The sequence below is a fragment of the Bacteroidota bacterium genome, assembly GCA_036522515.1.
Classification (GTDB): Bacteria; Bacteroidota; Ignavibacteria; order UBA10030; family SZUA-254; genus VBOC01.
Map to the genome: position 1 here is coordinate 13,086 of DATDFQ010000054.1, position 25,365 is coordinate 38,450.

At 59.7% G+C, this 25,365-nt stretch carries 21 protein-coding genes; 2 read left to right on the forward strand and 19 right to left on the reverse strand.

What is annotated here, in order from left to right:
• Nucleotides 1-29: 29 nt before the first annotated feature.
• The 4 genes from VI215_10025 to VI215_10040 all read right to left on the reverse strand — a co-directional run bounded on the left by VI215_10025 (nucleotide 30) and on the right by VI215_10040 (nucleotide 4,977).
• Nucleotides 30-2,042, reverse strand: coding sequence for a radical SAM protein (locus VI215_10025; GenBank protein ID HEY6192644.1), 2,013 nt, complete (start codon nucleotides 2,040-2,042; stop codon nucleotides 30-32).
• A 121-nt stretch (nucleotides 2,043-2,163) separates the two neighbouring features.
• Nucleotides 2,164-2,997: a tRNA pseudouridine(38-40) synthase TruA gene (gene truA, locus VI215_10030; GenBank protein ID HEY6192645.1), complete on the reverse strand. Its 834-nt coding sequence runs from the start codon at nucleotides 2,995-2,997 to the stop codon at nucleotides 2,164-2,166.
• Between the two features lie 18 nt (nucleotides 2,998-3,015).
• Nucleotides 3,016-3,564, reverse strand: a complete 549-nt coding sequence (msrA, locus tag VI215_10035; protein HEY6192646.1) for a peptide-methionine (S)-S-oxide reductase MsrA — start codon at nucleotides 3,562-3,564, stop codon at nucleotides 3,016-3,018.
• A 273-nt stretch (nucleotides 3,565-3,837) separates the two neighbouring features.
• On the reverse strand, nucleotides 3,838-4,977 hold the full coding sequence (locus VI215_10040; protein HEY6192647.1) for a c-type cytochrome: 1,140 nt from the start codon (nucleotides 4,975-4,977) through the stop codon (nucleotides 3,838-3,840).
• Nucleotides 4,978-5,169: 192 nt separating this feature from the next.
• Between VI215_10040 and ychF the strand changes: the two genes are divergently transcribed.
• Nucleotides 5,170-6,255: a redox-regulated ATPase YchF gene (gene ychF, locus VI215_10045; GenBank protein HEY6192648.1), complete on the forward strand. Its 1,086-nt coding sequence runs from the start codon at nucleotides 5,170-5,172 to the stop codon at nucleotides 6,253-6,255.
• A 183-nt stretch (nucleotides 6,256-6,438) separates the two neighbouring features.
• Here the strand turns inward: ychF and VI215_10050 are convergent, their stop codons facing one another.
• The 12 genes from VI215_10050 to VI215_10105 all read right to left on the reverse strand — a co-directional run bounded on the left by VI215_10050 (nucleotide 6,439) and on the right by VI215_10105 (nucleotide 20,652).
• Nucleotides 6,439-9,309, reverse strand: a complete 2,871-nt coding sequence (locus tag VI215_10050) for a TonB-dependent receptor (protein HEY6192649.1) — start codon at nucleotides 9,307-9,309, stop codon at nucleotides 6,439-6,441.
• 46 nt (nucleotides 9,310-9,355) lie between these two features.
• Nucleotides 9,356-10,582, reverse strand: coding sequence for a DEAD/DEAH box helicase (locus VI215_10055; protein ID HEY6192650.1), 1,227 nt, complete (start codon nucleotides 10,580-10,582; stop codon nucleotides 9,356-9,358).
• 259 nt (nucleotides 10,583-10,841) lie between these two features.
• On the reverse strand, nucleotides 10,842-12,395 hold the full coding sequence (locus VI215_10060; protein ID HEY6192651.1) for a tetratricopeptide repeat protein: 1,554 nt from the start codon (nucleotides 12,393-12,395) through the stop codon (nucleotides 10,842-10,844).
• A gap of 7 nt (nucleotides 12,396-12,402) precedes the next feature.
• A complete protein-coding gene (locus VI215_10065; protein ID HEY6192652.1) occupies nucleotides 12,403-13,098 on the reverse strand; it encodes a hypothetical protein in 696 nt (231 codons plus the stop codon).
• Between the two features lie 70 nt (nucleotides 13,099-13,168).
• On the reverse strand, nucleotides 13,169-13,948 hold the full coding sequence (locus tag VI215_10070; GenBank protein HEY6192653.1) for a hypothetical protein: 780 nt from the start codon (nucleotides 13,946-13,948) through the stop codon (nucleotides 13,169-13,171).
• Between the two features lie 113 nt (nucleotides 13,949-14,061).
• Nucleotides 14,062-14,457, reverse strand: a complete 396-nt coding sequence (locus tag VI215_10075; protein ID HEY6192654.1) for a hypothetical protein — start codon at nucleotides 14,455-14,457, stop codon at nucleotides 14,062-14,064.
• Between the two features lie 91 nt (nucleotides 14,458-14,548).
• Complete coding sequence (locus VI215_10080; GenBank protein ID HEY6192655.1) at nucleotides 14,549-16,135, reverse strand: hypothetical protein; 1,587 nt, start codon at nucleotides 16,133-16,135, stop codon at nucleotides 14,549-14,551.
• Nucleotides 16,132-17,001: an ABC transporter ATP-binding protein gene (locus VI215_10085; protein ID HEY6192656.1), complete on the reverse strand. Its 870-nt coding sequence runs from the start codon at nucleotides 16,999-17,001 to the stop codon at nucleotides 16,132-16,134. The genes VI215_10080 and VI215_10085 overlap by 4 nt, the downstream gene beginning before the upstream one ends.
• A 73-nt stretch (nucleotides 17,002-17,074) precedes the next feature.
• On the reverse strand, nucleotides 17,075-18,445 hold the full coding sequence (locus tag VI215_10090; GenBank protein HEY6192657.1) for a glycoside hydrolase family 47 protein: 1,371 nt from the start codon (nucleotides 18,443-18,445) through the stop codon (nucleotides 17,075-17,077).
• 147 nt (nucleotides 18,446-18,592) lie between these two features.
• Nucleotides 18,593-18,946 (reverse strand): hypothetical protein, encoded by a 354-nt coding sequence (locus VI215_10095; GenBank protein ID HEY6192658.1) that lies wholly within the window; start codon nucleotides 18,944-18,946, stop codon nucleotides 18,593-18,595.
• 132 nt (nucleotides 18,947-19,078) lie between these two features.
• On the reverse strand, nucleotides 19,079-19,978 hold the full coding sequence (locus VI215_10100) for a hypothetical protein (protein HEY6192659.1): 900 nt from the start codon (nucleotides 19,976-19,978) through the stop codon (nucleotides 19,079-19,081).
• An 8-nt stretch (nucleotides 19,979-19,986) separates the two neighbouring features.
• The gene (locus VI215_10105) at nucleotides 19,987-20,652 is read right to left on the reverse strand and encodes a phosphoribosylanthranilate isomerase (protein ID HEY6192660.1); all 666 of its coding nucleotides are present in this window, start codon (nucleotides 20,650-20,652) and stop codon (nucleotides 19,987-19,989) included.
• 373 nt (nucleotides 20,653-21,025) lie between these two features.
• On the opposite strand from VI215_10105, the gene VI215_10110 reads away from it, so the two are divergent.
• Entirely contained in the window at nucleotides 21,026-21,943 is a 918-nt protein-coding gene (locus VI215_10110) for a dihydrodipicolinate synthase family protein (protein HEY6192661.1), read from the forward strand.
• A gap of 31 nt (nucleotides 21,944-21,974) precedes the next feature.
• On the opposite strand, the gene VI215_10115 is transcribed toward VI215_10110, so the two are convergent.
• Genes VI215_10115 through VI215_10125 form a run of 3 tightly spaced genes read right to left on the reverse strand, consistent with a single transcriptional unit; the run spans nucleotide 21,975 to nucleotide 25,360 of the window.
• On the reverse strand, nucleotides 21,975-23,555 hold the full coding sequence (locus VI215_10115; GenBank protein ID HEY6192662.1) for a glycosyltransferase family 39 protein: 1,581 nt from the start codon (nucleotides 23,553-23,555) through the stop codon (nucleotides 21,975-21,977).
• Nucleotides 23,556-25,055 (reverse strand): YiiX/YebB-like N1pC/P60 family cysteine hydrolase, encoded by a 1,500-nt coding sequence (locus VI215_10120; protein ID HEY6192663.1) that lies wholly within the window; start codon nucleotides 25,053-25,055, stop codon nucleotides 23,556-23,558.
• Nucleotides 25,052-25,360 (reverse strand): hypothetical protein, encoded by a 309-nt coding sequence (locus VI215_10125; protein ID HEY6192664.1) that lies wholly within the window; start codon nucleotides 25,358-25,360, stop codon nucleotides 25,052-25,054. The genes VI215_10120 and VI215_10125 overlap by 4 nt, the downstream gene beginning before the upstream one ends.
• Nucleotides 25,361-25,365: the final 5 nt, after the last annotated feature.

Consider the following 25,365-nt stretch of genomic DNA (forward strand, 5'->3'; position numbering starts at 1 on the left):
GGCTGCCCCGCCGTGGAATTCCCTCTTGCTTATCTCCCCACAAGGAACAAGTAGGTTAGGAAACGGAGACCGTTCACACCTTCAAAGACCCACACCTCGGCCCATTTCAACGGGTTCCAGAGATGCATGTACCAGCGGCGCCAGATCCTCTGGACGTAGGCCCGGGTATAGGCGGCGGCGAACGGATTTCTTTTGCGGAACCACAAGGAGAGCACGGAAGGAACTTTCACCTCCGGCATCTCGACATGTAGTTTTTCATAAATCGTCACAAGCTCCTTCGCCTTGAGGTCGCGCCAGTCGGCGATATCCTTCTTGGCTTTGCGGACGCGTTCGTGAAGGGCTTCCTCGATCGCGCTCTTTGGCCTGCTCCTGAGCCACACTTCCTCAAGCTGGAAGAAGAGCCGAAGAATTCCCTTGAAGCGCCTGCCGGCTGATACGAACCGCCCCCACCAGAAGGGGATGAGACCCTCGACGGGAAGCCCCGCCCGCCGGTCGTTCCGGTGGCGGACCGTCCAGAAGCCGCAGTTCATCGGATGCAAGCGCTCAATTCTCGAGGCATAGAGATACCAGGCGAAGAAAAAGAGCCTGTCCCAGTAGTAGTTCCAGTCGTGACGCCACGTCTTGAGCACGTTGACCATATGCTCGGTCGAATAGAACTGGTCCCACGTCCGGCGGTACGCCGCCATGAGTTCCTCCCCCGTCATCCGTTCCGGGTTGACGGAAACGTGGGCGGAGTCATACGTGTTGAAATCCGGATCCATCCATCTCCGTTCCTGCCACCACCGCTGATGATCCCTGGAACCCGGAAGGGGGGTAAGAATATAGAAGGAGGCGGAGTCGAAGCCGATCTGCTGCAGCTCCGCGATATTCTCGGAAATGTGCGCCGGAGTGTCGTAGGGCAGCCCGAGGATATACCCGGCGTGGCAGGCGATACCCTGCTCATGGCAGTGCGCTACGAGAGCCTGATACTCCGACACCTGGTTCTGGAACTTCTCCTGCGAGCGGAGGTTTTCGCGATTCACGCTCTCGACGCCGAAAAAGACCTGATTGCAGCCGGCCCGGCTCGCGAGCACAAAGAAATCGCCCCCGGGAATTTTCCGGGCGGCCAGATCGCTCTGCATCATGAAGGTGAAGGGGATTTTCTCCTCCTCCCGCAGCCGGATCAGCCCCGCAAACAGCTCGCGCCAGCGCGGGTTCCGGGCGATGTTGTCGTCCGTAAAGAAACAATGCGCGATCCCGGCTTCGCGGTAGCTCTCCCGGACAAACTCGACGACCTGCAAGGGGTCCCGGCACCGCATCGTCCTTCCCTGCACGTTGATGATCGTGCAAAACTCGCACGTGAAGACGCAGCCGCGCCCCGTATCGATCGTGCTGAACGGAGAGGCAAATCCCTTCAGGTCGGACTTTGTCAGACGGGGAATCGGGAGGTCGGAGAGGTCGGGGGTTTCCTTCAGGAAATTGTAGAGCGGCTCGGCGCTGCCGCAGATCACGTCCTCGATGATGTCCGGAAGCCGGTTTCCTTCCACTTCGCCCGCCACGAGAACGATCCCCTTCTCCATCGCGTCCCTCAGGTCGGATGTGAGTCCGATCATCGAGAGCATTCCGCTCACATGGAAGCCCCCGATGAGGACGGGGATCTTGTGCGGAAGGAACCACGATGCGATATCGAGAGCGCGCGGGTACTGATTCGATTGGACGCCGACAAGCATGACGATCGAGCGGACGCCGGGAAGCGCCGCCTGCGCAATGATCTCCCTGGCCGGGACCCGCTCGATGGCCTCGTCGATCAACCGTACGGTGAGAGGAATCCCCCGGAAGAAGGGGTAGTCGGAAAGATGACGCGTCAGCGTGCCCATTTGCGTCAGGGTGTTGCTGCGGATGACGCCGATCCTCGTTTTGATCGGGTACCCGTCGTCGGTGTAGTTCGTTGCCCGGATTAACGTGATACGCAGTTCGCGTATGCCCAGTGCGTCAGCGGTCTCTGGATGGTTCGAGACCTTTCCCGGAGAAGCCACGTCGTTCAGAACAGTCACTGCTTCCATAGCTTTCTCCTGATGGGAGATGGTTGAAAACGTATCTACTGCGAACCATTAAGATAGGAAAAGGGCGCCGGAAAGCAAGTACCCCCATTGTCATCCTGAGGGAGCGTAGCGACCGAAGGATCTAGCGTTTAGGCCCCCGAAAGGGAGGAGATCCTTCGCTGCGCTCAGGATGACCACTTCCGATGGCCATAACCGGCTCGATCCTGTCGTTCCGTGCGTCACCCTGATAATAGACCCTTTCGAGAAACAATCCCGAGGGAGGCGCCGTCCATTTTGCCGGCTTGTCCGACTTTACCTTCAGGAAGTGCTCGACTTCCCGGACCGCAAGCTTTCCCCGCCCGACTTCGACGAGGACCCCGACGACCCGGCGAACCAGCTTCCAGAGGAAATGCGAACCGACGAACCGCACCAGGATCAGGTCCCCCGTTTCCTTCAGCGTCAGCTCCTCGATGAGGACCTTCGTCGATTTTTCCTCCGCATCGTCGGCGGAGAACGAACCCAGGTCCTTCATTCCTATAAACAGCGCGGCCGCCCGTTCCATTCCCCGGAGATCGAGGGCGTCCTTGATCCACCAGACGTACCGCTTGCCGAGTGCGGTTCTTCTCCGGGAGATCTGGTAGAGATAGCTTCTCCCGACGGCGTCATGCCGCGCGTGAAAATTCCGGGGAGCCTTTTCGATTTCAAGGATATTGATGTCCGCCGGGAGCTCGTCGTTCAGCTTCATCCTGATGATTTCCGGACCGAGGACGGTGTCAACATCGAGGTGGGCTACTTGCCGGAGGGCGTGGACGCCGGCGTCGGTGCGTCCGGATCCGTAGAATTCGAGCTTCGGTGTGCGGAAGATCCGCTGCGCCGATTCCATCAACTCTCCCTGGACCGTGCGCGCGTTCTTCTGAATCTGCCAGCCGCTATAGCGGGTCCCCTCGTACTCGAGGTAGACCCTAAACCTTGCCATGGACCGGGCGCCTGAGGGTCACTGCTCCTTCAATTTGTCTTTGAAGGCCTTCTTGAATTTTTCCACTTTCGGCCGAATGACGAACATGCAGTACGGCGCGTTCCCGTGCTCGTTGTAATAGTTCTGGTGGTAGTCTTCCGCCTTATAGAAGTTCTTGAACGGCGTAATCTCGGTCACAATCGGCGCGTCGAACGCGTGGGCGGAGTCGAGCTCTTTCTTGTAATGCTCGGCGAGCCGCTTTTGCTCCGCGTTGTGGTAGAAAATGGCCGACCTGTATTGGGTGCCGGCGTCGTTACCCTGACGGTTCAGCGTCGTCGGGTCGTGCGCCTTCCAGAAGGCCTCCAGGATATCCGAATACGAAATCACCTTGGGATCGTAGGCGATCTGACACGCCTCCGCATGGCCGGTCGATCCGGAACAGACCTCTTCATACGAGGGGTCTTTTACCGTTCCGCCGGAATATCCGGAGACGACCGACTGAACTCCCTTCAAGTTCTGATACACGGCCTCGACGCACCAGAAACATCCGGCCGCCAGCGTAGCCGTGTCGAGCGCTGCTGATGACATTGGCTTTTTATCCCCCTGAGCTTTCACTGTTTGCTTTCCGTGGGTCCCGCTTCCCATCAGAATGAGAACCGCAAGTACCCCGATTGCCCCGATTCCGAAGACAAGTCCTTTCATGCTGTAATTGCTCCTTTCACCCTCTCTAACACCTTCCAGTGTACGAAAATTCCGCGAAAGGAGTGCAATCGCCTCCTCCGGGGTTCTTCCGGCATCGGGAAACGAAAACCCCGCCTTTCGGGCGGGGTTTTCGGGTTACGAAGAGGGGTGCGCCGAATCCTACCGGCCTCTCGGTTTGATCTCCGGCATGACAAATTTCTTCTCGTCGATCGGAACGTTCTGTTCGACGGAAGTGACGCGGCGTGTGTAGGAATCTCTCGGATCGACGCCAGCGGTCCTGGTGGTAAAAGGGATCTGAACTCCGTCCACGGTGTGGAAATCGCTGTAATCGACCTGCTCGGGGATGTTGGCGATCATCGTTTCGGTGATCGTGACCTTGCGAACCAGCAGGCCGCTCGCCGAGTCGATGTAGAAGCGCTGCGTCCCGTGCTCTCCCGCGGGCGCCGACAGGACGTACGCGGTCGAACCGTTCACCGTATCGGTCTCGCGCACATGGAGCTTCGCCGCGAGCTCCCGGAGAGTCGCGATCGGGAAGAGCGCCGCCTCGTGCTTCATCTCTTCCGCCTGGTCCGGGGGCATGGCGCGGGTGCCTCTTGGAGAAACCATCCATCCGGCGGTCCCGTTGAACGCGCGGCTGCTTTGCATTCCTTCCTTCATCGTAACGGAGAGGGAGTACTTGTCGGGCGCCTGCTGTGCGATCTCCATGGGAAGCTGCGATCCCCGCGCGTCTATCGAGACGCCTTTGGTGACACGCGACGTGATCTTTTTCATGGCATCCGCCCCGCCGAGCGCCTTCTCGTACATTGCGATCACGTTGTCCGCCGAGGGGAGGTTCGCCGATTCCGACGCCTCCTCGCGGTCCGGCTTGGCAAAGGGCTGTGGGACGGGGATCAGTTTCGTGGGTTCCACGCTTCCGCGGTGGCAGGTGTAGCAGGATACTTCGGTTCTGCCGCCGAAGTTTTTCGAGTTAATGTCCATGACCATCTGGATCATCTTGCGAGCCGTGCCCTTCGGCTTCAAGTCGTCCTTCTCGAATCCCTGCCCGTTGGAATCGAGCGAGTGGCAGTGGTCGCACCGGACGCCGAGGGAAGAGGCGAAATAATCCATGACCGGATTGAACTGGGATGCGGGCAGGCCTTTCAGGGCCTGGATATTTTTCTTCACCTGCTCCGCGGTCTTTTCTTCCGGTTTGGCAGCCTTGGCCTGGGCACGGACTGTGGATCGCCCTGCAAGCGTGAAGGCAAGAAGCAGGACCGCTGCAAACGCAACGCAACAGGAAACAAATACCGATCTACTCATGGAACCGTTCTCCTTGTGAGGTGATGATTGTGATAGAACACATACCAGCTCGAATTCATTCCGGGGAGCCCGCAGGCGGGCATTGCCAAGATAGCAATTTATCCCGAAAGATGTTCGTTGCGAACATCGCCCCCAAATGCTATATTCAGGTGCCTTCTTCGGTTCACGCAACGCATTCCAGAGGATTTTACCATGCAAATCGGCATTGTCGGGTTGCCTTTTTCCGGAAAGTCGACTCTCTTTCAAACTATCACCAAAACGCATCTTGATCCGGCCGCGCTCACGAAGGCGGAAACCCACCATGCGATCGTGAAGGTCCCCGACGGGCGGCTCGACAAGCTCTCCTCGATATTCTCTCCGCGGAACACGGTATACGCCACGGTGGAGTTCGTGGACGTGGTCGGATTGAAAAAAGGAGAGTCGGGGTCCACGCAGTTCACCACCAATTTTCTGGCGAACGTCAAGACCAACGACGCCCTGGTGCAGGTCGTCAGGGTCTTCGGGAACGACGCCGTCCCCCATCCGGACGGAAGCCTCGATCCCCTGAGGGACGTCGCGTCGTTCGAAACCGAGTTCATCATTTCCGACCTCTCGATCATCGAAACCCGGATCGACCGGATCAAAAAGCAACTGCAAAAATCCGGAGACGACCAGGGGAAAAAGGAGCTCCCCGTCCTCGAGAAGTGTGTCCAGGCTCTGAACGCCGAGAAACCGTTGCGCGAAGTCGAATTCACCCGCGACGAAATGCACATCCTGAAAACCTACCAGTTTCTTTCGATGAAGCCGATGCTGATTGCGCTGAACTTCGACGAGTCACAGCGGGCCGGGTATGAGGCGGCTCTCGGGCAGATATCCGGCTCGAAGGGAAACAAGGACACGAGGGTGGTTTCGTTCTTCGGAAAGATCGAGATGGAAATGTCAGAGCTCCCCGACGAAGAGGCGAGGGTCTTCATGGAGGAGTACGGGATTAAAGAGTCCGCCCTCAACACCCTGATCAGCCAGGCGTACGCTCTCCTCGGGCTTCAGTCCTTCTTTACCGTCGGCGAGGACGAGTGCCGCGCATGGACCATCCGGAAGGGAATGACCGCGCAGGAGGCGTCGGGCGCGATCCACACGGATTTCGTCAACAAGTTCATCCGCGCGGAGGTCGTGCATTACGAGGATTTTATTTCCCACGGAGGATCCTTCGCGAAAGTCAAGGAAGCGGGCCTCTGGAAACTCGAGGGGAAGGAATATGTCGTGAGAGACGGAGACCTGATGGAGATCAGGCATAGTTAGCCAGATTGTCATCCTGAGGGAGCGGAGCGACCGAAGGATCCCGGTCCACGAAGGAGGAGATCCTTCGCTGCGCTCAGGATGACAAATGGGTCGCGGCGCAGAGCGCCGCGGGTATGCGTTCCCACGCAGAGCGTGGGAACGAGAAAAAGTCAGGGTAGGCGCGACCTTCAGGTCGCGTGAAGTTTACCGCAATGTATAGGTAAAGCTCAGCATCAGGTACCGTCCAAGCGCCTGGTTTTGCCTGTCTTCCAGATACGTCTCCGTCACGGTGCGGCTCACGCTCGTGTTCTGGTTCAACAGGTCGGTCACGCTCCCGCGCAGCTCTCCCCTCTGATTTTCGAATAACTTCTTGGCCAGGCTCAGGTTCCACAGGACGTAGTTCTGGTTGAACCCCCCGCTCAACCCGTTATAGAGCATGTTGGTCGTCTCATTCCGGAACACAAGCCCCTCCCAGAAGATCAGGTTGAGTCTCACGCCGGCCGTATGATAAAAGTAGTTGCTGTTCTGGTCCGCGACGAGCGTGTTCCGGGAAACGCTGTAGTTGCCCGTATAGGAAAGGGTGAAATCGACATCCTCATTGATGTTGCTGCTGATCACGGTCCCGGCGCTGACGGTGGAGACGCCGGCCAGGTTCAGGCTTCCGCCGATCAGCCCGGGAGTCCTGGTATAGGTGAAGCCCGAGGTGAAATTCAGATTGGACTTGATGAGATTGACCGGGAGCCCGTAGGTCAGAAAGGAATTGACGTTCCAGTCGCCGTCGAGGTTGACCGGAAGCGTCAGTTGTGTTCCCCTGTTGAGCGCGATCCCGCCGGTCACCATCGTGTCGCGGGCGGCCGTGATCGTCGAGTTGCCGATAAAATCGGATGTGCGGGTCACCGAGAAGAGGACGAAGAAACTGTTTCCTTTTTCGAGACTCGTCAGGCCGAAGCGCGAGACGAACGTCTGGCTGAACGATTGCTTCAGTTCCGGGTTGCCCGTTTTCAGCAGGAGAGTGTTTGAATTGTCCACGACATCCTGGAGCTGGCTGATGTCCGGCGGTTTCGTCGATGTCCGGTAAAACAAGCGGAGATTGGTGTGCTCGCCGAAATTGTAGGTGAGCATCGCGTTCGGCAGCACGTTATAGAATGTGCGGTCCACCCGGGTGGAAGTGGGAAACTCCCGCTCACCCCGGAGAGATGCCACCTGATAGGAAACCCCTCCCATGAGGTTAAGCCCTGTCGCCCTCAGCCGGTACCCCACGCCCGCGTTCTGCGTCGAATACTCGTTGGAGAAGAGATTCGAGAGCTGGATATCCGGAATTGTGTATCCGCCGGTCCGGATGTCGTAGAGAAAGCTCCGGTTATCCGAGCTGTTTTTCGAATACGAGGGATTGTAGGTAAACTGCAGCAGTCCGTTTCCACCGGCCGGCTCGGTGTACGCGAGTCTCGGAGTGATCGACCAGCCGTCTGTCAGCAGCGGGGTCTGCTGATCGAGGGTATCCCTGACAGCCGACGAATCGAGGAAAAACCCCGAGGTGGAGCGGAGGGTCCCCGTCCCTTCCTTCCTGTTGAGTCCCATCCCCACATCGAGCGAGACAGTGCGCCCGGGCGAAGCGAACTTGTGACGGAACACGACATGGTTCGAAAGGTTGTAACCGGACGTTCCCGTCTCGCTGCTCGTTTCGGTCTCGTTGACGAGCGCTTCCGTGGCGAGCGTGTTCACCCCCGTCAGGAGGTTCGAGGAGTGATTATTTTGAAAATAGAGCCGCGGCTGGACGACCAGGGAATTGGAAGAGTCCACCGTATACTCGACCCGTGAATCGATCCGGTGGTTGGAATTCCGGGTCTCGCCGTTCGTGTGCTCGTTGTAGAGGATGGTTGAATCGGGTGTGCCGAAATACTGCCTCCGGAGCGCCTGATCGTTCCGGCCGTCCGCGAGATTGAAGAAGTAACTCTGGCTGACGGCGAGCTGGCTCCCCCAGGAGTCGGTGTAGTTCGTGCCTATCGAGTTGGTGGTGGTGATGCCGTTCTGCTGGCCCACGAGGAAGTTCGACGCGTTTCCGGATCCGCCCTGAAATTGTCCCCCGCCACCGCCCCCTCCTCCGAACCCTCCGCCCCCGCCTCCTCCTCCGCCCCTCGTCCTTCTTCCCGAAAAACCGCCTCCTGCGGAGAACCCTCTCTGGTTGCTGTTGCCCAGCACTCCCAGGAGGTCCTGCTGGGAAAAGTTCTGTTGGTTCACATTGTTGGAAATGCCGATGAGAGAGAGACGGGTGTCGTTATGGAAAAAGTTGAACCCGCCTCCAGTCAGATACTTGCCCGCATCCCCGTATCCGGCGTACGACTTCCCGAACTGCTGATTCCGTTTGTCGCGCCGCGTGATCATGTTGATCGTTTTCACCGACTGGCCGTCGTCGAAGCCGGTGAATTCGGCCTGGTCGCTCAGCTTGTCGAACACCTGAATTTTTTCGATCGCGTCGGCGGGGAGATTGCGGAGGGCGAGCGTCGGGTCGCTGCCGAAGAAGGGCTTTCCGTCCACCAGGACCTGTCCGACATCCTCCCCCTGGGCCTTCACGCTTCCGTTGTCGACCGTAATGCCAGGCATCTTTGCCACGAGCTCCTCGGCGGTGGCGTCGGGATGTGTCTTGAACGCCCCCGCATTGTATTCCGTCGTATCGGTTTTCTGGACGGCGGGGGGGACTTTCCCTTCGACGACGACCTCCGGCTGCGGGATGGCGATCTGCGATAACGCGAGATCTCCCGCGTCGATGCTCCGCTTGTCGAGCGTGTACGTTTTAAGAAACGGCGCGTAGCCGACGAAGGTCGCTTCGAGCTTGTAGGCGCGCGCGGGGAGACCGGTCAGCAGGAATGTGCCGTCCGCACCGCTCGTAGCCAGGTACGTCTGCGATGTATCGCTCTCGTTGGTGAGCTTGATGTGCGCGCCCGGAATGGGCTGCCCTGTCTTGCGGTCCACGATCCGCCCGCTGAGGCCGGCGGTCTGAGCCGGCGCCCGGGACCCCATCAGGACCGGAAGAAGGAGTGAGAAAAGAGCTATTCGGACCGAACGAAGATGCTTCACCGCGTGTTAGACGCCGCGGGCGGAGCCGTGGTTTAATCCCCCGCGGTCAGACGTTGCGCCGCCGGCGCCCGCGAGACCTCGGCTGGTTCGTCCAGGCTCCCGACGTGCGGGAATGCGAAGAATGGCCCGAGGAGGGACGCTTCGGCGCTTCGATCAGCCGCTTGAGATCCGCTCCGTCCACCGATTTGAGCGAGATGCTGCCGCCATAGGTGAAGAGGATCTGCTTGAAGAATTTCCGTTCCTCGTCCGTTGCTACGAGGGAAATCGCCTCGCCCAGCTTGCCTGCCCGGGCGGTGCGGCCGACACGGTGGGTGTAGGAGTCGACGTCACGCGGAATCTCATAGTTATACACGTGGGTCACATCGTCGATGTGCAGCCCGCGCGCCGCGACGTCCGTCGCGACGAGCACGTTGAATTTTTTCTGACGGAAATCGGAGGTCACACGCTCCCGCTGATTCTGGGCCATGTCGCCGTTCAGGCAACGCGCGTCGACCCCGTTCTGGGTCAGCTTTCTCGCGAGCTTGGAAGTGATGTGTTTCCGGTTGCAGAAGACAAGCGCGAGGTCGCGTTCCTGCTGAAGGAGGTGAACCAGCAGCGGAGCCTTCTGATCGGGGCTCGTCTGATAATAGGTCTGGCGCAGCAACTCTGGTTTGACCGCCGGCGCGAATTCGATTCGCATCGGGGTGATCAGGTACTTGTGGCTGATCTGGATGATCTCTTTGGGAAGCGTCGCGCTGAGCACGAGCGTCTGGCGCTTCTTGGGGACGTGGCGGAGGATTCTCTCGATGTCGGGGAGAAATCCCATGTCGAGCATCCGGTCGGCCTCGTCGAACACGAGGTACTTGATTCCTTCGAGATGCACGGTGCCCCGCTGGATCAGGTCCAGGAGCCTGCCCGGCGTGCCGACGATGATGTTCGTCTGCCGTAGTTTCTTTGTTTGCTCGCCGATCGAAACGCCGCCGTAGACAGGCGTGACGACGAGCTGGTTGCCGGCAGAGAACTTGATGAACTCTCCCGCAATCTGGTGGGCGAGTTCCCGTGTCGGAGCCAGGATGAGGGCCGAAAGGCCGTCGCGCTTCTCGATCTTGTCGATCAGGGGGAGCGCGAAGCTCAGCGTTTTGCCGGACCCTGTTTCGGATTGCGCGATGACGTCATGTCCCTGCGCGATCAACGGCATCATCGCCTGTTGGACCGGGGTCGGGACGGTGATTCCGTGCTTGGTGAGAAGGGCGACTGTGGATTTGCTAATGTGGAGCGATTCAAACGTTACCATGAAATGTGCCTTGAAATGAAAGAAGGGTCAATTAAGCCATCGGATTCGAACAAGAGGAGTACTCGAGGAGACGGATGCGATGAACGGTCAAATATACCGAATTTTCCGGTAAAAACCTAACCACACGAGTGTCATGAACTGTCTGAGTTTCGTTGCCATCGCGTTACGCGACCTGAAGGTCGCGCCTACCGACGCCTCGGGCTTGGTAGCCGCGGCCTTTAGGCTGCGTTCGTTAACCTGGTTCCGCCGCTCCGCGGTCCTATTCGTCGATCCGGAATTCCGGATCGGACGGCCTGATCTCTCCGTAGAGGTCTTTGAGGGCGGTGTAGGCCGGGTTGGAGCCGCGTTGGGCGGCGGAGCGAAGGAGCTGGACGGCCCTCGCGGTATTCTGGGCCACGCCGAGCCCGGAGCGGTAGCAATACCCGAGCATGGTCTGGGCGAGCACCGATCCGTCTCCGGCCGCTTTCCGGAGCGTCTTCACCAGCGTGCTGTCGCGCGCAGGATTTTTCGATCCCTGAAGCTCGATCATCGCGAGCCGCACTTTCGCTTCGCGGCTCTTCAACTGCGCTGCGCGGCGCAACAACCCGATCCCCTTCTCCCGGTCCTGCTTGAGCCAGGAACCGCCGATGTACCGCATCCCGAGTTCGACGACCGCCGGTGCGAAGTTCTTCTGTGCGGCGCGCTCGAGAAGGGCGAGGGCTTCGGCTTGCGTGAGCTGGTGGTCGAGATCGGAAGCGAAGAGTTGGGCCCATGAAAATTGCGCCGCCGGGTCGTTCCGGTCCGCGCCCGCCTTCAGCTTCCGGAAGTAGTCTTTCTCCTGGATCATTTTCCAGAGGAGCGGAGGAGCCCACGGGGCATCGAGCCGCATCGCACGCAGGTAATAAAGGCTCGACAGGACGATATCCTGCTTCATGACCGTCCCCTGCTCGTACCAGCGCCCGATCAATGTCAGCGCTTCCGGGCTCCCCGCCTCGGCCGCATCGAAGACCCTGCGGACGATCTCGGAATCGGGAGCTTCCTCCGTCTTGTTGCCCGAGATTTTCTTGAGCTGGGTCCCGGCCGCGAGGAGTACCTCATGGGTGAGCGTCGTATCGTCCGGCACGGTCATCGAATCGACGTCCGTATCGAGAAAGATCGGCTGGAGGCCCGAACCAGACTGCGGAGCTGACGAGAGGTGCGGGGGCCGTTTTTTTTCCGCGCGGTTCGCGGAATCGGGACGGGCGGCGCCGCGCTTTGCGTCGATCCCCCTTCGCTTAAACTCCCGGAGAACTTCCTTCGCCGGTTCAAATCCCGAATCCGCCGCCATCGATTCCCACCGGTACGCCTCCCGGTAATCTCTCGGAACCGTAAGATTGTCGGTGAGCAGAAGGCCGGTCACATATTCGGCTTCGGCCATCCCGTCGATCGCGGCCGCACGAAATTGCCTGTACGCCTCGAACGGGTTCCAGGGCACCCCCCAGCCGTTGTTCAGCAACAATCCGTAGTTGTAGCGCGCCGTCGTCAGTTTCTGTGCGGCGGCTTTTTGAATCCAGTATGCGGCCTTGGGGGTATCGGCGGGAAACCCGTTCCTTGTGAGATACCGGAGGCCCAGCTCATGCTGAGCGAGCGGATCGCCCGCGTTCGCGTTTCTCACCAGCATGAATTCATCCCAGTATCTCGCCGCCGAGTTGTCGTACTTGAAGCCGTACGCGGTTTGCGGGGGAGAGGCATTTTTCAGGGCGAGACTCTTTGAGGGGTCGTCCTGGGTTCTGGCGGAGCCGGCCAGAAAGAGGAGAAGAAGGAGAGGCAGGGTCGGGGTCGCCCTCGGAATCATATCGGGGTCACCTTGGTCCCCTGGAGACACTATCGGCGGCGATCAGCCACGCGCCTTCCGCCCTGACGAGCGGATTCTTTGTTTCGAGCATGATCAGCCGGAGGGTCCGTGAATTTGGCTCGCCCGCGGATCCGGCGGCTGCGGGTGGCGGACGGAAATAGAGTTCCACCCCTTTCTTCACGGTCGCGGCGAAGGCGGATCTCTCTCTGCCTCCGGGCCGCAACTCCTCCTGCTCCGCGCTCTGTCCTCCCTGGCGCTCGACCGGATGTTCCACGAATCTGGACGGTTCGATCTGCCTGCCCGTCTCATCCTGAAGGAAGATCGTCCAGCGGCCGAGGTCAAGGAAATCTTCGGTCGAAGAGGTCCGCATCTCGAGCCAGATGAACAGCGTGTCGCCGGATGCGCGGGCGCTCTTGTACGCCGACCGGAAACCCGAACTCTCGACATCGCTCATGGACGCGAGATCTCCAAACGTCTGGAAGCCGGCCTCGATCAGCGCCGAGTCCATATAGGTCGCCCTGGCGATCAACGGGAAGAATGCGGCCTCCTCGCCGGGCGAGCCCGCCCCGCCGCCCGGTCCGTCGCGCAATTGCGCCAGAAGGATCGTTCGCCTCGACCAGAGCCTGTCGAACGAACCGAAGTAAGGGGACGCGTAGGAGGGAGAACCCAGCCCCACTGCCGGCCGGTTGCCGAGGGTGGTCATGCATCCCCCGCAAAAAAGAAGTGCGGAAATCGCAATCAGTTGACGGGCGTTCGACTCTCTTTTCATCCTCTCACCTCGCGAGCACGATGTCGACCCAGAGGTCTGTTTCGGCCGGAGAGGTTCGCCGCCTCGGGAGCATACCCCGGGACCCGAACCCGGTCCGCGCCCCCGGGTATCCGGTCGGGCCCACGTTCTCGGAGCCGTTCGAGAATCCCGTCCCCTGCGGTCCGCCGAGGCCGATCCCGATCCGCACCTTTTCCTGACCGGCAAGGGCCTGATACTTCGGAAAATACTCCTCGGGGTGGAGCGGAATCCGGACTTCAATGGTGAGGATCCCCTTCGAATCGACGCTCGCCGCGGCGAAGCCCTGTGAGCTGTCGGGGAGAAATATCCGGGAGTCGATGCCGCGCTTGTCGATGACAAGGACTCCATTGCGCACTCCCTCGAGTTTCTTGTAGGCCCGTTCTCGTTCCGAAGAAGTCAGGACATCCCAGAAGCCGCCGCGCGTGGGATCCGGCATGGCGTACCCGGATGCGGGATAGTGAAGTTCGAGGTCTTTTCGATCACCCCCGTCGGGATCGATCCACATGGTCAGCCCGCTTCGCCCAATGAGCCGGTTGGTTTCCTGATCGGCGGAGCGTGCGGCGACATAAAGGTAGCGGCCATCCTGGAGGGCCCCGATTGCGATGTTCCGTTCCTGGAAAACTTTAACGGGCACATGCTGCCATTCTGTGAGATCCCCGTCGATGCGCGGGGGAGTATCGGTGCTGCCGCTTTGCACCGATTCATCCCGGCACCCCGAGAGAGCGAGCAGCGTGCAGAACGCCAGGGTCCTTGCGGGCAGATTCATCGTGTCGTTCCGGTGAGGATGTTCTTGTAATGGTAGTGGTGCGAACGGCCGCAGGGTGAACCGGCTGCAGTCGGATCAGAGCAGGCCATCCGCACCACAGGTGCTGCGGAAGTCTACTCGCCCCTCGTGCGGCCGCGCATCCGGCTCCGGCGTTCCTTTACCAGCTCATCATACTTTTTCTTCTGATCGGCCGTCAGGACGGAGTCGATCCTCTCGTCCGACTTTTTCATCATCTCCGTCCTCAAACCTCTCATCGCCTGCCTGTCGTCCTTCACCGAGTCGATTGCCTTCCTCATCGCCTCCTGGGACTCCGTGAAAATCTTCGTAATGAGCGTCGTCTGACTATCCGTCAGACTCAGGCGTTCCTTGAGGTCGGCCGCGCGATCCTTCGGAGCCGGCATTCCCCCCTGGCCCCGCTGGGCGTACGCCGAACCTCCGGCGGCGACAATCGTACAGAATAGCAGCAGGATCAGAGCGGCCGCATGCCGGCCGCGATTGCGGTACACCATACAAATCTCCTTCCTAATATTGTGCTAAAATCAGACATCTGCAAACATTAGACACAGCATCGGGCGAAAAGATTGTATGAGGCGGCGGCCGCTAGAGCTTTTTGAGGGCTGCCTTATGCCTCGCATAACCGGCAAACAGGAGTAGGGCCGTAGCGAGCGCGTACCCGAGCTGAACCCCCGGATCGGTGTGCCCGGAAAAGCCCGCAAAATTGAACACCGGAGCTTCCGGGGCGTTGAGAGATATATAGAGGAGCATCAGAAAAAATGCGATGAAGGGTTTTTGACTCCTTGCCAGGACTCCGAGCCCCACCGCCCCTCCGGCGATAAAACCGGAGCCGACCGCGAGCGATAGCGCGGCGGAGGGGTTGGAGAAGGAGAGCCTCAGGATGGGAATCAGGGCGAACAGCAGGGTGATGATGAGCGCCGAGACAAATTTCCAGAGGACATAGCGGGTCCTCAATCCGGGCGCCGTATAGAGGAGGCTCAGCATCCCCGATGCCCCGTCCCGGGGGGTAAGGTCGGCGAGCGCGAGTATGAGAACGACGATCAACGCAGGAAGCAGCCCGCCTTGCATCGAGGATGCGTCCAGCGCGAGCGAGAGAACTGAGAAGACCGCGATCCCCACGGCTGTGAGGGGCGAGAGGAGCAGCGTGGCCAGAACGTCCGCCCCGACCGCGTTCAGGAACGACGTTCCGTTTCCCCTTCTCTGGAGGAGCGACGCGAGAGGTTGCAGGGATCGCGTCACAGGCTTCAACAGGGCGTTGATTCTCGCCAGGACGTTTCTGCGGGAGTGGCGGATCGACAACTTGATCCTCGCAGGGTCGAATCGGTGGAACCAGAGGCTCGCCAGGCCGACGAGCGCGCCCGGAAGGATGAGCGTGGAACACCTCATCCCGATCATCCCCCACCCCCAGTTCAAACCCGGATAGAGGACGGGGGGCAGCGACGCGTCGAACGTGGACGAACCGATGGACATCGAGGTCGTGTGGAACTGGTCCTGCATCTGGCCGATGACCGGAACGATACCCGTGATATCGAAAGCGGCGAGCCATTGCGCGCCCCCGTTGCTCTCGAACATCGCCGCCGGAAAACCGAGGAACGCTGCCCAGAGGAAAAAGTAGAGCACGTCGCCGGCTCTGCCCGAGAGAAAGGGGAGCGACTCGAATGCGAGGGAAACAGCCGAACAAAAGGCGATTCCCGGGAGGGCGATCCATGCGTAGGTCCCCAGGAATACGAAGGGCTGAAGCCAGCCCTCCCCCCGGATGAGGAACATGACCATCGCGCTGAGCATGCAGGCCGTCATGACGGAGGCAAGATACAACACGTTTCCGCAAAACTTCCCGAGGAGATAACGCGCGTTCGTGACGGGGGTGGAAGCGACGACGAACCCCGTCCGGGAAACGATGTCTCTCCGGAACGAGTTGCCGATCAGGTAGTATCCGAGCATGCTCAGGATGAGGCCGCAGAACATCCCGGTGCCGAGCGCAACCGCCGCCGAATTATATAACACCCGGCGTCCGCTGATTTGCATCAGCGTGCGTCCGGTGCCCGTATCCGGAACGATGAAATAGACCGAGGCCGCGATGACGAGCATCGTGACGACCGCGGCGGTGCGGCGAAAACGGAAAAGGATGTCGGTGCGAACGATCGCCCCGACCTGCCGGGCGGGCCCGTTCACCGGTCCGATCCTCCGGGCGCGTTGACCGCGTAGATAAAGGACTCTTCGAGATCGGGCTCGACCGGGGCGGCGCCCGAAACGGGGCGTTCCCCGTGAACGATCCGCACATGGACGCCGTCGGGGCGCCGCACGGCGCGGGAGGTCTTGAACCGCGCCCGGACCGCGTCAAATTCTTCCGACGGCACGATTGCCTCCCACACCCTGCCGGCCGCGGAGCGGAGGAGTTCTTCGGGTGTCGCCGAGGCCACCAGCCGCCCGTGGTTCATCACCGCGATGTGGGTCGCGACCGCCTCGACATCGGATACGATGTGCGTGGAGAGGAGCACCAGCTTCCCCACGCCGATGTCCGAAAGGATGTTGCGGAAACGGACGCGTTCTTCGGGGTCGAGCCCGGCCGTGGGCTCGTCCACGATCACGATCTCGGGTTCGTTGACAAGCGCCTGCGCGATCCCGAGGCGCTGCCGCATTCCGCCGGAGAACGTGCCCGCGAGCCGGTGGGATTCGGTGTGAAGGTTCACGAGTTCCAGCATTTCCATCACCCGCTTCCGGCTGTGGACCCCTTTCAGAGCGGCGATATAGGTGAGGAACTCCACTGCCGTCAGGTTCTCGTAGACTCCGAAATCCTGGGGCAGGTATCCGAGACGCGCACGGATCGCGTCGGGCTTGCGGGTGATGTCCTCGGAGCGGTATAGGATCGACCCCGAAGTGGGCCGGGTGATCGTCGCGATCATCTGCATCAAGGTGGTCTTTCCGGCGCCATTCGGCCCGAGGAGGCCGAGAACGCCCCGTTGGAGCGTCAGCGAGAGGTCCGCGACGGCGACGACGCCGGACCGGAATCGTTTGGTAACTCCCTGAATCTCGAGCATGAAGGACCTGGGAAGTGTGTGCCTATGGTACGCAGGTCAGGACGTTTTGTTGCCTCCCGCCTTTCCTGCGCCGCTACCAGGTTCTCCGCACCGGGTGGGCTTCGGTGTTGAAAACCGATGCGTTGAGGTCGAGCGTTTCGCGCGGAGCGAAGAGGAGATAGAGATACTTCAGAGTTTCCGCGAGAAAGAAACTCTCCATCTTGTCCTTTTTCTCCTTCGTCCGGACATCGGTCAGCCCGGCGTACCCGGCGTCGGTCTTGCAATAGTGCTTGAGGCTGTCGAGGAACGTGCGGCCCATCTCGAGGTAGCGTGAATCGTTCGTATAATAATAGAGATAGTATGCCGACTCGATGATCTCGGGCCGCAGGGGATAGGCGCCCTGCGTCACCTTCATCGTGGTGTAATCGATTTCCTCCGGTTCGATCCCGAACGCATTCCACATCTTGTACGAAGATTCCTGCAGGCGCCGCGCGCGGTCGAGGTCGCCCGAGAGCGCGAGAACCGCAGGGAGGAACGCGTCGAGGGCTCCGTAATGGGTTCCGGTGCGCCGGCCGGTGAACATATTCGCCTGCGAATACCAGAATCCGGTCGTGGTGTCGTGCGCGAGGTACTTGTTGACCGCGTCGACGCTCGTTTGCCACATCTCGCCGCATTCCTTGTCGTCGAAGAGGCGCCAGCACTTGAGCAGGTATTCATAGTAGGAGTCGATCCCGCCGCTGATATGGCTTGTCGAGTCGATCCAGGCACCCGTTTCGACGTTGATCACCGATCCGACCAGGCCGATCGGCGAGCGGCGCTTATAGAGTTCGACGAGCGCCCGCTTCGCCTTGTCGTAGTAGACGGGCTTCCCCGTCAGCTTGCTCAGCGTGCCGAATTCGATGAGAAGTGTGCCGATTTCCGCCGGGTTGGTTTCGGGGCCGCGCACTGCGCCAGTCTTGAGATTTACGTAGGTGTAGGGCATCCCCGTCTGCGAATTGAATACGGGCAGCAGGCGCTCCCCCAGGTCGCCTGCCAGATCCAGCAGGCGCTTGTCTCCCGAGAGCTGGTAATTGGTGAGGAGGCCCCCGAGGAGCCGGATCGTTATTTCAAAGTTCTTGACATAGATGTCATGGTCGAAGGAGAGGTTCCGGGCGACGAACTCGCGCGCCTTCGCGGCTTCATCGGTGAATCCGAGTATGGTCAGGGCGTCCATCGCGTCGACGGGAGTCATGTAGACGGAGACGGTCGTATCCCAATCGTAAAACCCCTTGCTCAGCGGTTTAAGCTCGTCGTGTCCCCACGCATACTCTTTGTACGCGTTCCAGCAGGCGAGGAATTCGGTGCGGACCTGCTGCGCAAGTTCGGCCTTATCGATGTTCGCCGCAGCGGGTACCGGCTGGGCGATTGCCTGATGGAGCGCAAGGGAGAGGAGTATTATGACGCTGAGCGTACGAGCCTGGATCATAGTGGTTCCTTCAAGTGAGAAGAGCATATGTCATCCGGAGTTCCTCTTTGTCATCCTGAGCGGAGCGAAGGATCTCCGGCTAAAAAAAATCCCGACCGGTACTGCACGGTCGGGATGTACAAACCTCATTGAGCTGAAGAAGGGTCGTTATTCCTTGGCAGGCGGGGCTTCTTCGGACTTGAGCATGTCCATTGCTTCCTTCTCGGTGACTTTCTTCTTGTGCATCTTCATGGCATGCCGCATGATAATATCGGCCGCTTCCTTTTTGTCGTGGCTCTTGACCATGAATCCACAGGTGGCCTCGCAATTACCGGTATACATCGCTCCCGCCATCGCTTTGTCGGATTTCATCATCTCCGACTTGCCCTCCTTCATCGGGGCGACCTTGGCCGGCTCTTCCTTTGCAGGAGCCGCCTTGGTGGTATCCTGTGCGAACGAGAGGGTGGAGAATGCCACCGCAAGGAGCACCGCGAATAATACTGCCGAGATTCGTCTGATCATGACGATCCTCCTTCTATGAGTGTGATTGGATTGTGTAAATTAGCGTGAAACAGGGCCTTTTTCCGGGTCGAAATCTACCGAATATCCTCAGTAATGTCAAATAACCGGCCTCCTGGAGGCGGCTCTATCACTCTAACGCTCGTCCGCGTGATAGAGTTTCAGGACCTTGTACGCCTGCTTTGCGATCCTGGTATCGGGATGTTCCTGAAGGATCGTCTTGAGAGTTTCCCGGATATCCGCCGGTGTTTGTCCGATGATATCCGAATGAATCATGTAATAGCTCAGCGCGGGGATCGTGGCCTCGCTTTCGGGGTGGGCGTCGATGAGAGCGAGAACCGTGCCGCAGGCAACCTTCTGCCCCTCTGGTTTCTCGTCCAGCTCGTAGAGATAAATCTTCTGAAGGAAAGCCGCGACGTGATAGGCGCTCATCGGATAATTTTTGATGATGGAATCCAGGGAGGCCGCGGCCGCGACCTGTTGCTGGTCGAGCTCAAGTGTGGCGGCCCGCCCAAGGAGCTCATGGACCGTCGCTTCGGATCCCTGGGGCTTCCCGACGGAGAAGGAGACTGTCCGGGATTCAGCCCTCCCCAGGCCGGTCTGAAAGGTCGCGCGCACGGTGTACGACCCGGGGCTCAGAAAAGTTTTCGTGTGGAGCTTCCTCAGCTTCCGCTCGCCCTTCCCGTAGAGCGGGAGGAGGTCGATGACGACAGACGAGCTATCCTCGGGTTCCACCCGCACCGATCGCGCCGAATCGCGCACGGTCGAGCTCTCAAAGAGGAGGGGAAGAGTCGCTCCTTTTGAGTCTTTCAAGACGAGCCGGAGATAGCCAAAGGGCATATAAAGCCGGCGGATGTTGACAGGGGTTGCGCGGGTGTTGATCAGCGAGAGCGTTGCAAAAACAGGTTCGCCGCTAAGGTACTCCGTCTTTCCCAGGCTCAGCCGAAGCAAGAGTTTCCGTTCCGCGGGAATGGCGGGCCGGCAGAGCAGCAGGGTCATAAGTGTGAGCATCGCCGCGACAGCCGGTTTTTTCATAGGTTGTTTCATGTTCTTCTGATGTTGCTGAAAAATGCGCCCAGTTTCATATCGTCGAGGCGTCCGCCGGTCCTGACTCCACTGCAGACATCGACTCCGAACGGGCCGACTTCCCGGATGGCCGAATGAACATTCTCGGGGGTGAGGCCCCCCGCCAGGAACACCGGAATTTCGAGCTGCTCGCGTATTTTCCTGCTGACACTCCAATCGTGCGTCCGGCCGGTGCCGCCCAGTTCCTTCACCCTTAAAGCCGGGTTTCCTGAATCGAGCAGAACCGCGTCTGCCTGCGAACCCAGAGAGACCGCCTCGGCGATCGACCCCTCGCCCGCGACATGGATGACCTGCACGATGGAAACGCCGGGCAGCGCCTCGCGTATGTCGCCGTAGGAACCCGAGTCAAGCCTGTCGCAAATCTGAACGGTATTTACCCGCGCGCGCTTTACTTGAGCGATGATCCTGCCTGCATCGCGCTCGCTGGTGAGGAGGAACGACGAGACGCCGGGCGGGACCGCGGCAGCGATCTCCGCTATCATTCGCTCGGAAATGATCCCCGGGCCGCTCGGCATGTCGGAGACCAGGCCCAGGGCAGATGCGCCGGAGCGGATCGCGAGCCATGCTTCCTGCAGATCTGAGATGCAACAGATTTTGACTCTCGGGTTGGAGGTGGCTTCCATTGAAATCCATTCTGGGCCGGTGCCAAATATAGGAGAAAACCGTGCGAGTATCAACTGAGCAACATCGCCCGCGTTTTAGTGGTGCATATGTATAGTCATCATTCCCTCCACCTCGTCATGCTGACATGCTCCTGGTCAGCATCTTTCAACTCTTTTATAAGATCCCGACCTAAAACATATCGGGATGACGAGCCGGGGGGCATGCCCCGCCCGGCGTTTCTGGTATCACGATCATTCCGGGCGACGCATGCGTCGCCCCTACGGTAGCCGCAGCCTTTAGGCTGCGGTCTTTTGGTTGGGCGGTTGAGATTCAGTCACCACCTCCACGCCCCGGTTCTTTGAACTTCGCTCGGCTTTCTCGTACATTCAGGTGATGGCAATTCCGGACATCCATGGCGTCTATCCGCCCCTGCTCACCCCCTTCACGGAGGCGGGAGATGTGGACTACAATGCCCATAAGCGGAATATCGACAGGTGGAACAAGATCGACCTGTCCGGCTACCTCGTCCTCGGATCGAACAGCGAGACGCCCTATCTGAAGGAAACGGAGAAGCTGAAACTCATCGAGCTCACTCTGCAATACGCCTCGCGCGGGAGGACGATCTTCGCGGGGACCGGGCTTGAATCGACGCGGGAAACGATCCGGCTGACGAACAAGGCGGCCGAGATCGGAGCGCATGCGGCGCTCATTCTCACCCCCTTCTTTTATGGCAGCAGGATGACGGACGAGGTGTTCATCCAGCATTACAGGACGATTGCGGATTCCTCCCGGATTCCGGTCCTGATCTACAACATGCCGGCCTGCACCCACCTCAGCATCTCGGTCGAAGCGGTAATCGCCTTGAGCGCGCACCCCAATATCGCCGGGATGAAAGACAGTTCCGGGGATGTCCCCCGTCTTGCCGCCCTCAAGGTCGCGGTTCCGGAGACGTTCAACCTCATTGTGGGGACCGCATCGGCGTGGCACCCGGCTCTGGAGCTCGGAGTCCGCGCGGGGATTCTTGCGCTGGCAAACTTCGCGGGTGGAGAGTGCGCGACGGTTCAGAAATATTATGAATCAGGCGAAACCGAAAAAGCCAAAGTCCTGTATGAACAATTACTGGCTCTGAACAAGGCTGTGACGGTTGAGCACGGCGTGCCCGGACTCAAGTACGCGGCGACTCTCGCAGGATACGAAGGGGGATGGGTGCGGCCACCGTTGGTGGCTCTGAGTGAGTCCGCCCGCGATCAGATTCGGGGGCTGTTTTCGGCGGCCGGTCTTCCCCGCTCCGGCGGCAATCCCTCAAAGTAAAAACCCTTCCCGGATCCCGCGCCAATCCGGATCAGATGTAAAACCGCTCCCCGGGCCAGATCTTCTGAAACGTCGTTTTCATTCCCTTACAAATAAAGATCTGCTTGCCGATCTCGTACGGCATCGCATACCGCGCGTTGGTGGTGCCTGCTAATTCCACATGCTCGTACACGCGATTCAAATCGGCGAAATTCTCCTGGAGGTCCCTGCTGCCGCCGACAATAATCGCAATATCTCCCGTTCGTTCGCCGGGCCCCCACAGCCAATAATTGTTGTGGCCGCAGAGGGCGTTGGGAAGGCCGTACTTCCCGCCGAAAAAGTCGATCGCACCCGCCTCCCCGTAATTGCGGACATAAATGACACAAGCCGACTGTTCTTCAGGGGTTAATTTCTTGAAGACCCCCGCGACCGTTGCCGTCATCTCCTCCCAACCGAACTCGTCGGCGTAGTGTTGGGGAAGTTCGCCGACCGAAGACCGTTCTTCTGCATGGGGAGTCAGACCGAGCGCATGCTGATACCTGACGAACTGATCCACCGGAAGGACCGGCAGCGCAAAGGGTAAAAAAGCAATCGCCGATGCCACCAGTAAGAAGGGATAGACAAGCTTGATCCTTTTCCATCCCCTCTTCTCGAAAAAGCTTTCGAGAAATACGGCTCCCCCGGCAAGCAATATGGGGTAGATTGGAGCGAGATAGTAGACCTTCGCCTTTGCCAGGACCATCACAAGGAAGACGGTCGCATACATCCATGCCAGGGAGCGGAAACGCCCCTCGCGATAGGCGTAGAAGAAGTATATCCCGCACAACCAGACCGGCAAATTGAACAAGTTGATATCCCGGATCTGGCCCGAAACAAAATCGAGGACGCTCAGGCTGACATTCTTTTCCTGGCTCGCATTGCGCATGAACTCCACCGAGGGAAAATCATGCGCGATTTCCCAAATAATGTGCGGGAGGAAGATGAACGCAGCGACGCCCGCGCCCAGCCAGAACCGTCCCGAAGCGAGGTGTCTCCGCCGGGAGGTCAGCAGGAGGCCCGCGAAGAGCCCGATGCAGAGGAATCCGATCGAATACTTATTCAAAAGACCGAGCCCGACGAGGGCGCCGAAAAGGATCCATAACTTCGGGCTCTCATCGGCGAGAATTCGGATCACCACATATCCGGCAGCCGCCCAGAAGAGGACGTCGAATGCGTTCATCGAGTAATAACGGCCGGTGCCCATGAGACTGTGAGCCGCCGCGACGCCAAGAGCCGCGAACCCCTGCGCGAATCTGCCTCCGCCGAGGCTGCGCGCCATCAGCGAGGCAAGGACGACAACCCCCGCGCCTGCAAGAGAGGGAAGGAAACGAATCGCCTGGAGGGAATCGCCTGAAAGGAACCTGCTCACTTTGAGAATTGCGATCGACAAAGGGGGTTGGTCTACGTACCCGAACGCCAGGTGATCGCTGCAGGCGATATAATAGAGCTCGTCCCTGAAATAGCCGTAATTGCTGTGGAATATCACCTGACCGGCGAGTTGTGCCGTGGCGATGAGGAGCGGGATCATCAGGCTGCTCCGGAACAGGCCGGCCGGCATCCCGGCGGCACCCATCTGATCGTTCGATGGGCTCATTCAGCCCGGTGTGGTCGCAAGTGCACGGCGCGCCATCTTCAGCATTTCCCAGTACGGAGGCTCGAATCCCCGCTCAGCCCGGAACCGTTCAGCGTCCTTCGAGACCGCTGCGACGCCGGCACCGTGCCGTTCCGAATAGAACTTGTGATATAACACCGTCGTCGCCGACATTCCCTCCGGCACCGGCGCGACGATTCCAAACAGATTGAGGATCGCGCTATAGGCCTTCATGAAGCGGGAAGGGGGAAGCAGAAAGGGATTGTACGCGAGCCGGTCGCCCCGCTCGGCCCCTTCGAGCATGGCGTCGGTCACTGCGTTGTCGATGTGGTCCTTCCGGAGAGTCTCCGGGTCGCGCCACTCCGCCACGACACGCAGCTGCGGATCGTATTCGAGGTCCGACGGTTCCTGCGTCTCGAAATGGTCCACGCCGAAATCCCCCAGCCAGGAGCGGACACCGGGAGTGGAGAGGTGTGAGATTCCCATCCAGAGACGCACGCCGAAGGCCGCATACGCGGATGATGCGACTTCTGAGCAGAAGAGGCGGGTAGAGTCGGCGTAGTCCATGGAGAAGTCGTATGCGATGTGCCGCTCGAGCACCCGCCGGAGCATGAACGAGGACGAGCGGTGGGGAATGAGGGGATCGCTGATGGTCGCCGGGAGGTCCGACCGGAGGCGCAGCACCATCACGCGCAGTTTGGTGTCATGCAGGTACTCCTCCGGTGTGGAGATAACCACTCCTCTCTCGATGTGTGATTCGATGATCGAGACTTTCCCCGACCCGGAATCGATATGAACGAGGGCGATGTGGGAAAAATTGCCGGGGAAATCGTTCCCGCGCGCGATGAGCGCGGACGTCGGGGCCCCACCCCGCGAGACAAGAATGTCGCCGCTGTGAATCGTTACCCCGAGCAGGGTTGCGGAAGGAGTCACCGACGGTTCGTCGGTTCCCTCCAGAAGAGCGGGCGGGTGATCTCCGGGCGGCGTCTGCAGAATAACCTCCTCCACGGCGCTTCGCGCCCCGTAGAGGAGGCGGTAGATTGTTTCGCGCGTGGACCTGTCGTCGAGATTCCAATGCTCCGACTTGTGTTTGAGCACCGTGCGGAGGCGCGAAGCGAGCGTGAGGTACGCCGGCACGCTCTCGGGACAGGCTCCCACAAGCGGGGCGAGGGAAAAGAACCCGCTTTCCAGCTGCGAGAGTTGTGGCGAGTCGGGAGTGAGGGAGTCCGATTCGATCCGGGTCAGGAGGGTCTCGAGACTCCGCCGGCTGGTCTCGAGCAGAGGTCGCTCGGCAGCGCACCCCGCTTTTCGCGCCGCCGCATAGCTCGCCTCCAGCGAATCCCATCGTGCGTCCTGGTTCCAGATAAACTGGCGCGAGGATCCCGACTGCTCGACAGGCGGCACGGTCGGGGAAGGGGACGGTATCAGTAACAGGAGGTAGAGTATTCCAAGAAAGAGCAATCCCCGAAGGATTCTCCGGTGTTTCAAGAGAGACCGGCTCACGAAGTTTTCTTGCCCGCCAGATAGCCGATGAAGACTCCGCCTATAACCCCGGAGCCGAGTATCGGCAGGAACTTCCCCGTTACGAGCGCATCCGGGATGCTGATCAACAATCCGATAATCAGTCCGTTGATCCACCCGGGGCCCGGAAGCCTGGTCTGCGGTATCAAGAATCCGATGGCAAACCGGCTGGCGAACGCTCCGGAGATCGCGACAATCTTATCCGGGAATTCCATGAAGAGCATCGGAAGGATGTCGACGAGCCCGAAGAGAACGCCGGCGATGAGTCCAAATTTCAGACGCGACATGTTAA

Bases quoted from the DNA above. Each gene is read 5' to 3' on its own strand.
- truA (HEY6192645.1), bottom strand. From the start codon at position 2,997: ATGGCAAGGTTTAGGGTCTACCTCGAGTACGAGGGGACCCGCTATAGC.
- VI215_10065 (HEY6192652.1), bottom strand. From the start codon at position 13,098: ATGACCACCCTCGGCAACCGGCCGGCAGTGGGGCTGGGTTCTCCCTCC.
- VI215_10070 (HEY6192653.1), bottom strand. From the start codon at position 13,948: ATGAATCTGCCCGCAAGGACCCTGGCGTTCTGCACGCTGCTCGCTCTC.
- ychF (HEY6192648.1), top strand. From the start codon at position 5,170: ATGCAAATCGGCATTGTCGGGTTGCCTTTTTCCGGAAAGTCGACTCTC.
- VI215_10040 (HEY6192647.1), bottom strand. From the start codon at position 4,977: ATGAGTAGATCGGTATTTGTTTCCTGTTGCGTTGCGTTTGCAGCGGTC.
- VI215_10025 (HEY6192644.1), bottom strand. From the start codon at position 2,042: ATGGAAGCAGTGACTGTTCTGAACGACGTGGCTTCTCCGGGAAAGGTC.
- VI215_10110 (HEY6192661.1), top strand. From the start codon at position 21,026: ATGGCAATTCCGGACATCCATGGCGTCTATCCGCCCCTGCTCACCCCC.
- VI215_10115 (HEY6192662.1), bottom strand. From the start codon at position 23,555: ATGAGCCCATCGAACGATCAGATGGGTGCCGCCGGGATGCCGGCCGGC.
- VI215_10090 (HEY6192657.1), bottom strand. From the start codon at position 18,445: ATGATCCAGGCTCGTACGCTCAGCGTCATAATACTCCTCTCCCTTGCG.
- VI215_10085 (HEY6192656.1), bottom strand. From the start codon at position 17,001: ATGCTCGAGATTCAGGGAGTTACCAAACGATTCCGGTCCGGCGTCGTC.
- msrA (HEY6192646.1), bottom strand. From the start codon at position 3,564: ATGTCATCAGCAGCGCTCGACACGGCTACGCTGGCGGCCGGATGTTTC.
- VI215_10060 (HEY6192651.1), bottom strand. From the start codon at position 12,395: ATGATTCCGAGGGCGACCCCGACCCTGCCTCTCCTTCTTCTCCTCTTT.
- VI215_10055 (HEY6192650.1), bottom strand. From the start codon at position 10,582: ATGGTAACGTTTGAATCGCTCCACATTAGCAAATCCACAGTCGCCCTT.
- VI215_10075 (HEY6192654.1), bottom strand. From the start codon at position 14,457: ATGGTGTACCGCAATCGCGGCCGGCATGCGGCCGCTCTGATCCTGCTG.
- VI215_10100 (HEY6192659.1), bottom strand. From the start codon at position 19,978: ATGAAAAAACCGGCTGTCGCGGCGATGCTCACACTTATGACCCTGCTG.
- VI215_10105 (HEY6192660.1), bottom strand. From the start codon at position 20,652: ATGGAAGCCACCTCCAACCCGAGAGTCAAAATCTGTTGCATCTCAGAT.
- VI215_10125 (HEY6192664.1), bottom strand. From the start codon at position 25,360: ATGTCGCGTCTGAAATTTGGACTCATCGCCGGCGTTCTCTTCGGGCTC.
- VI215_10095 (HEY6192658.1), bottom strand. From the start codon at position 18,946: ATGATCAGACGAATCTCGGCAGTATTATTCGCGGTGCTCCTTGCGGTG.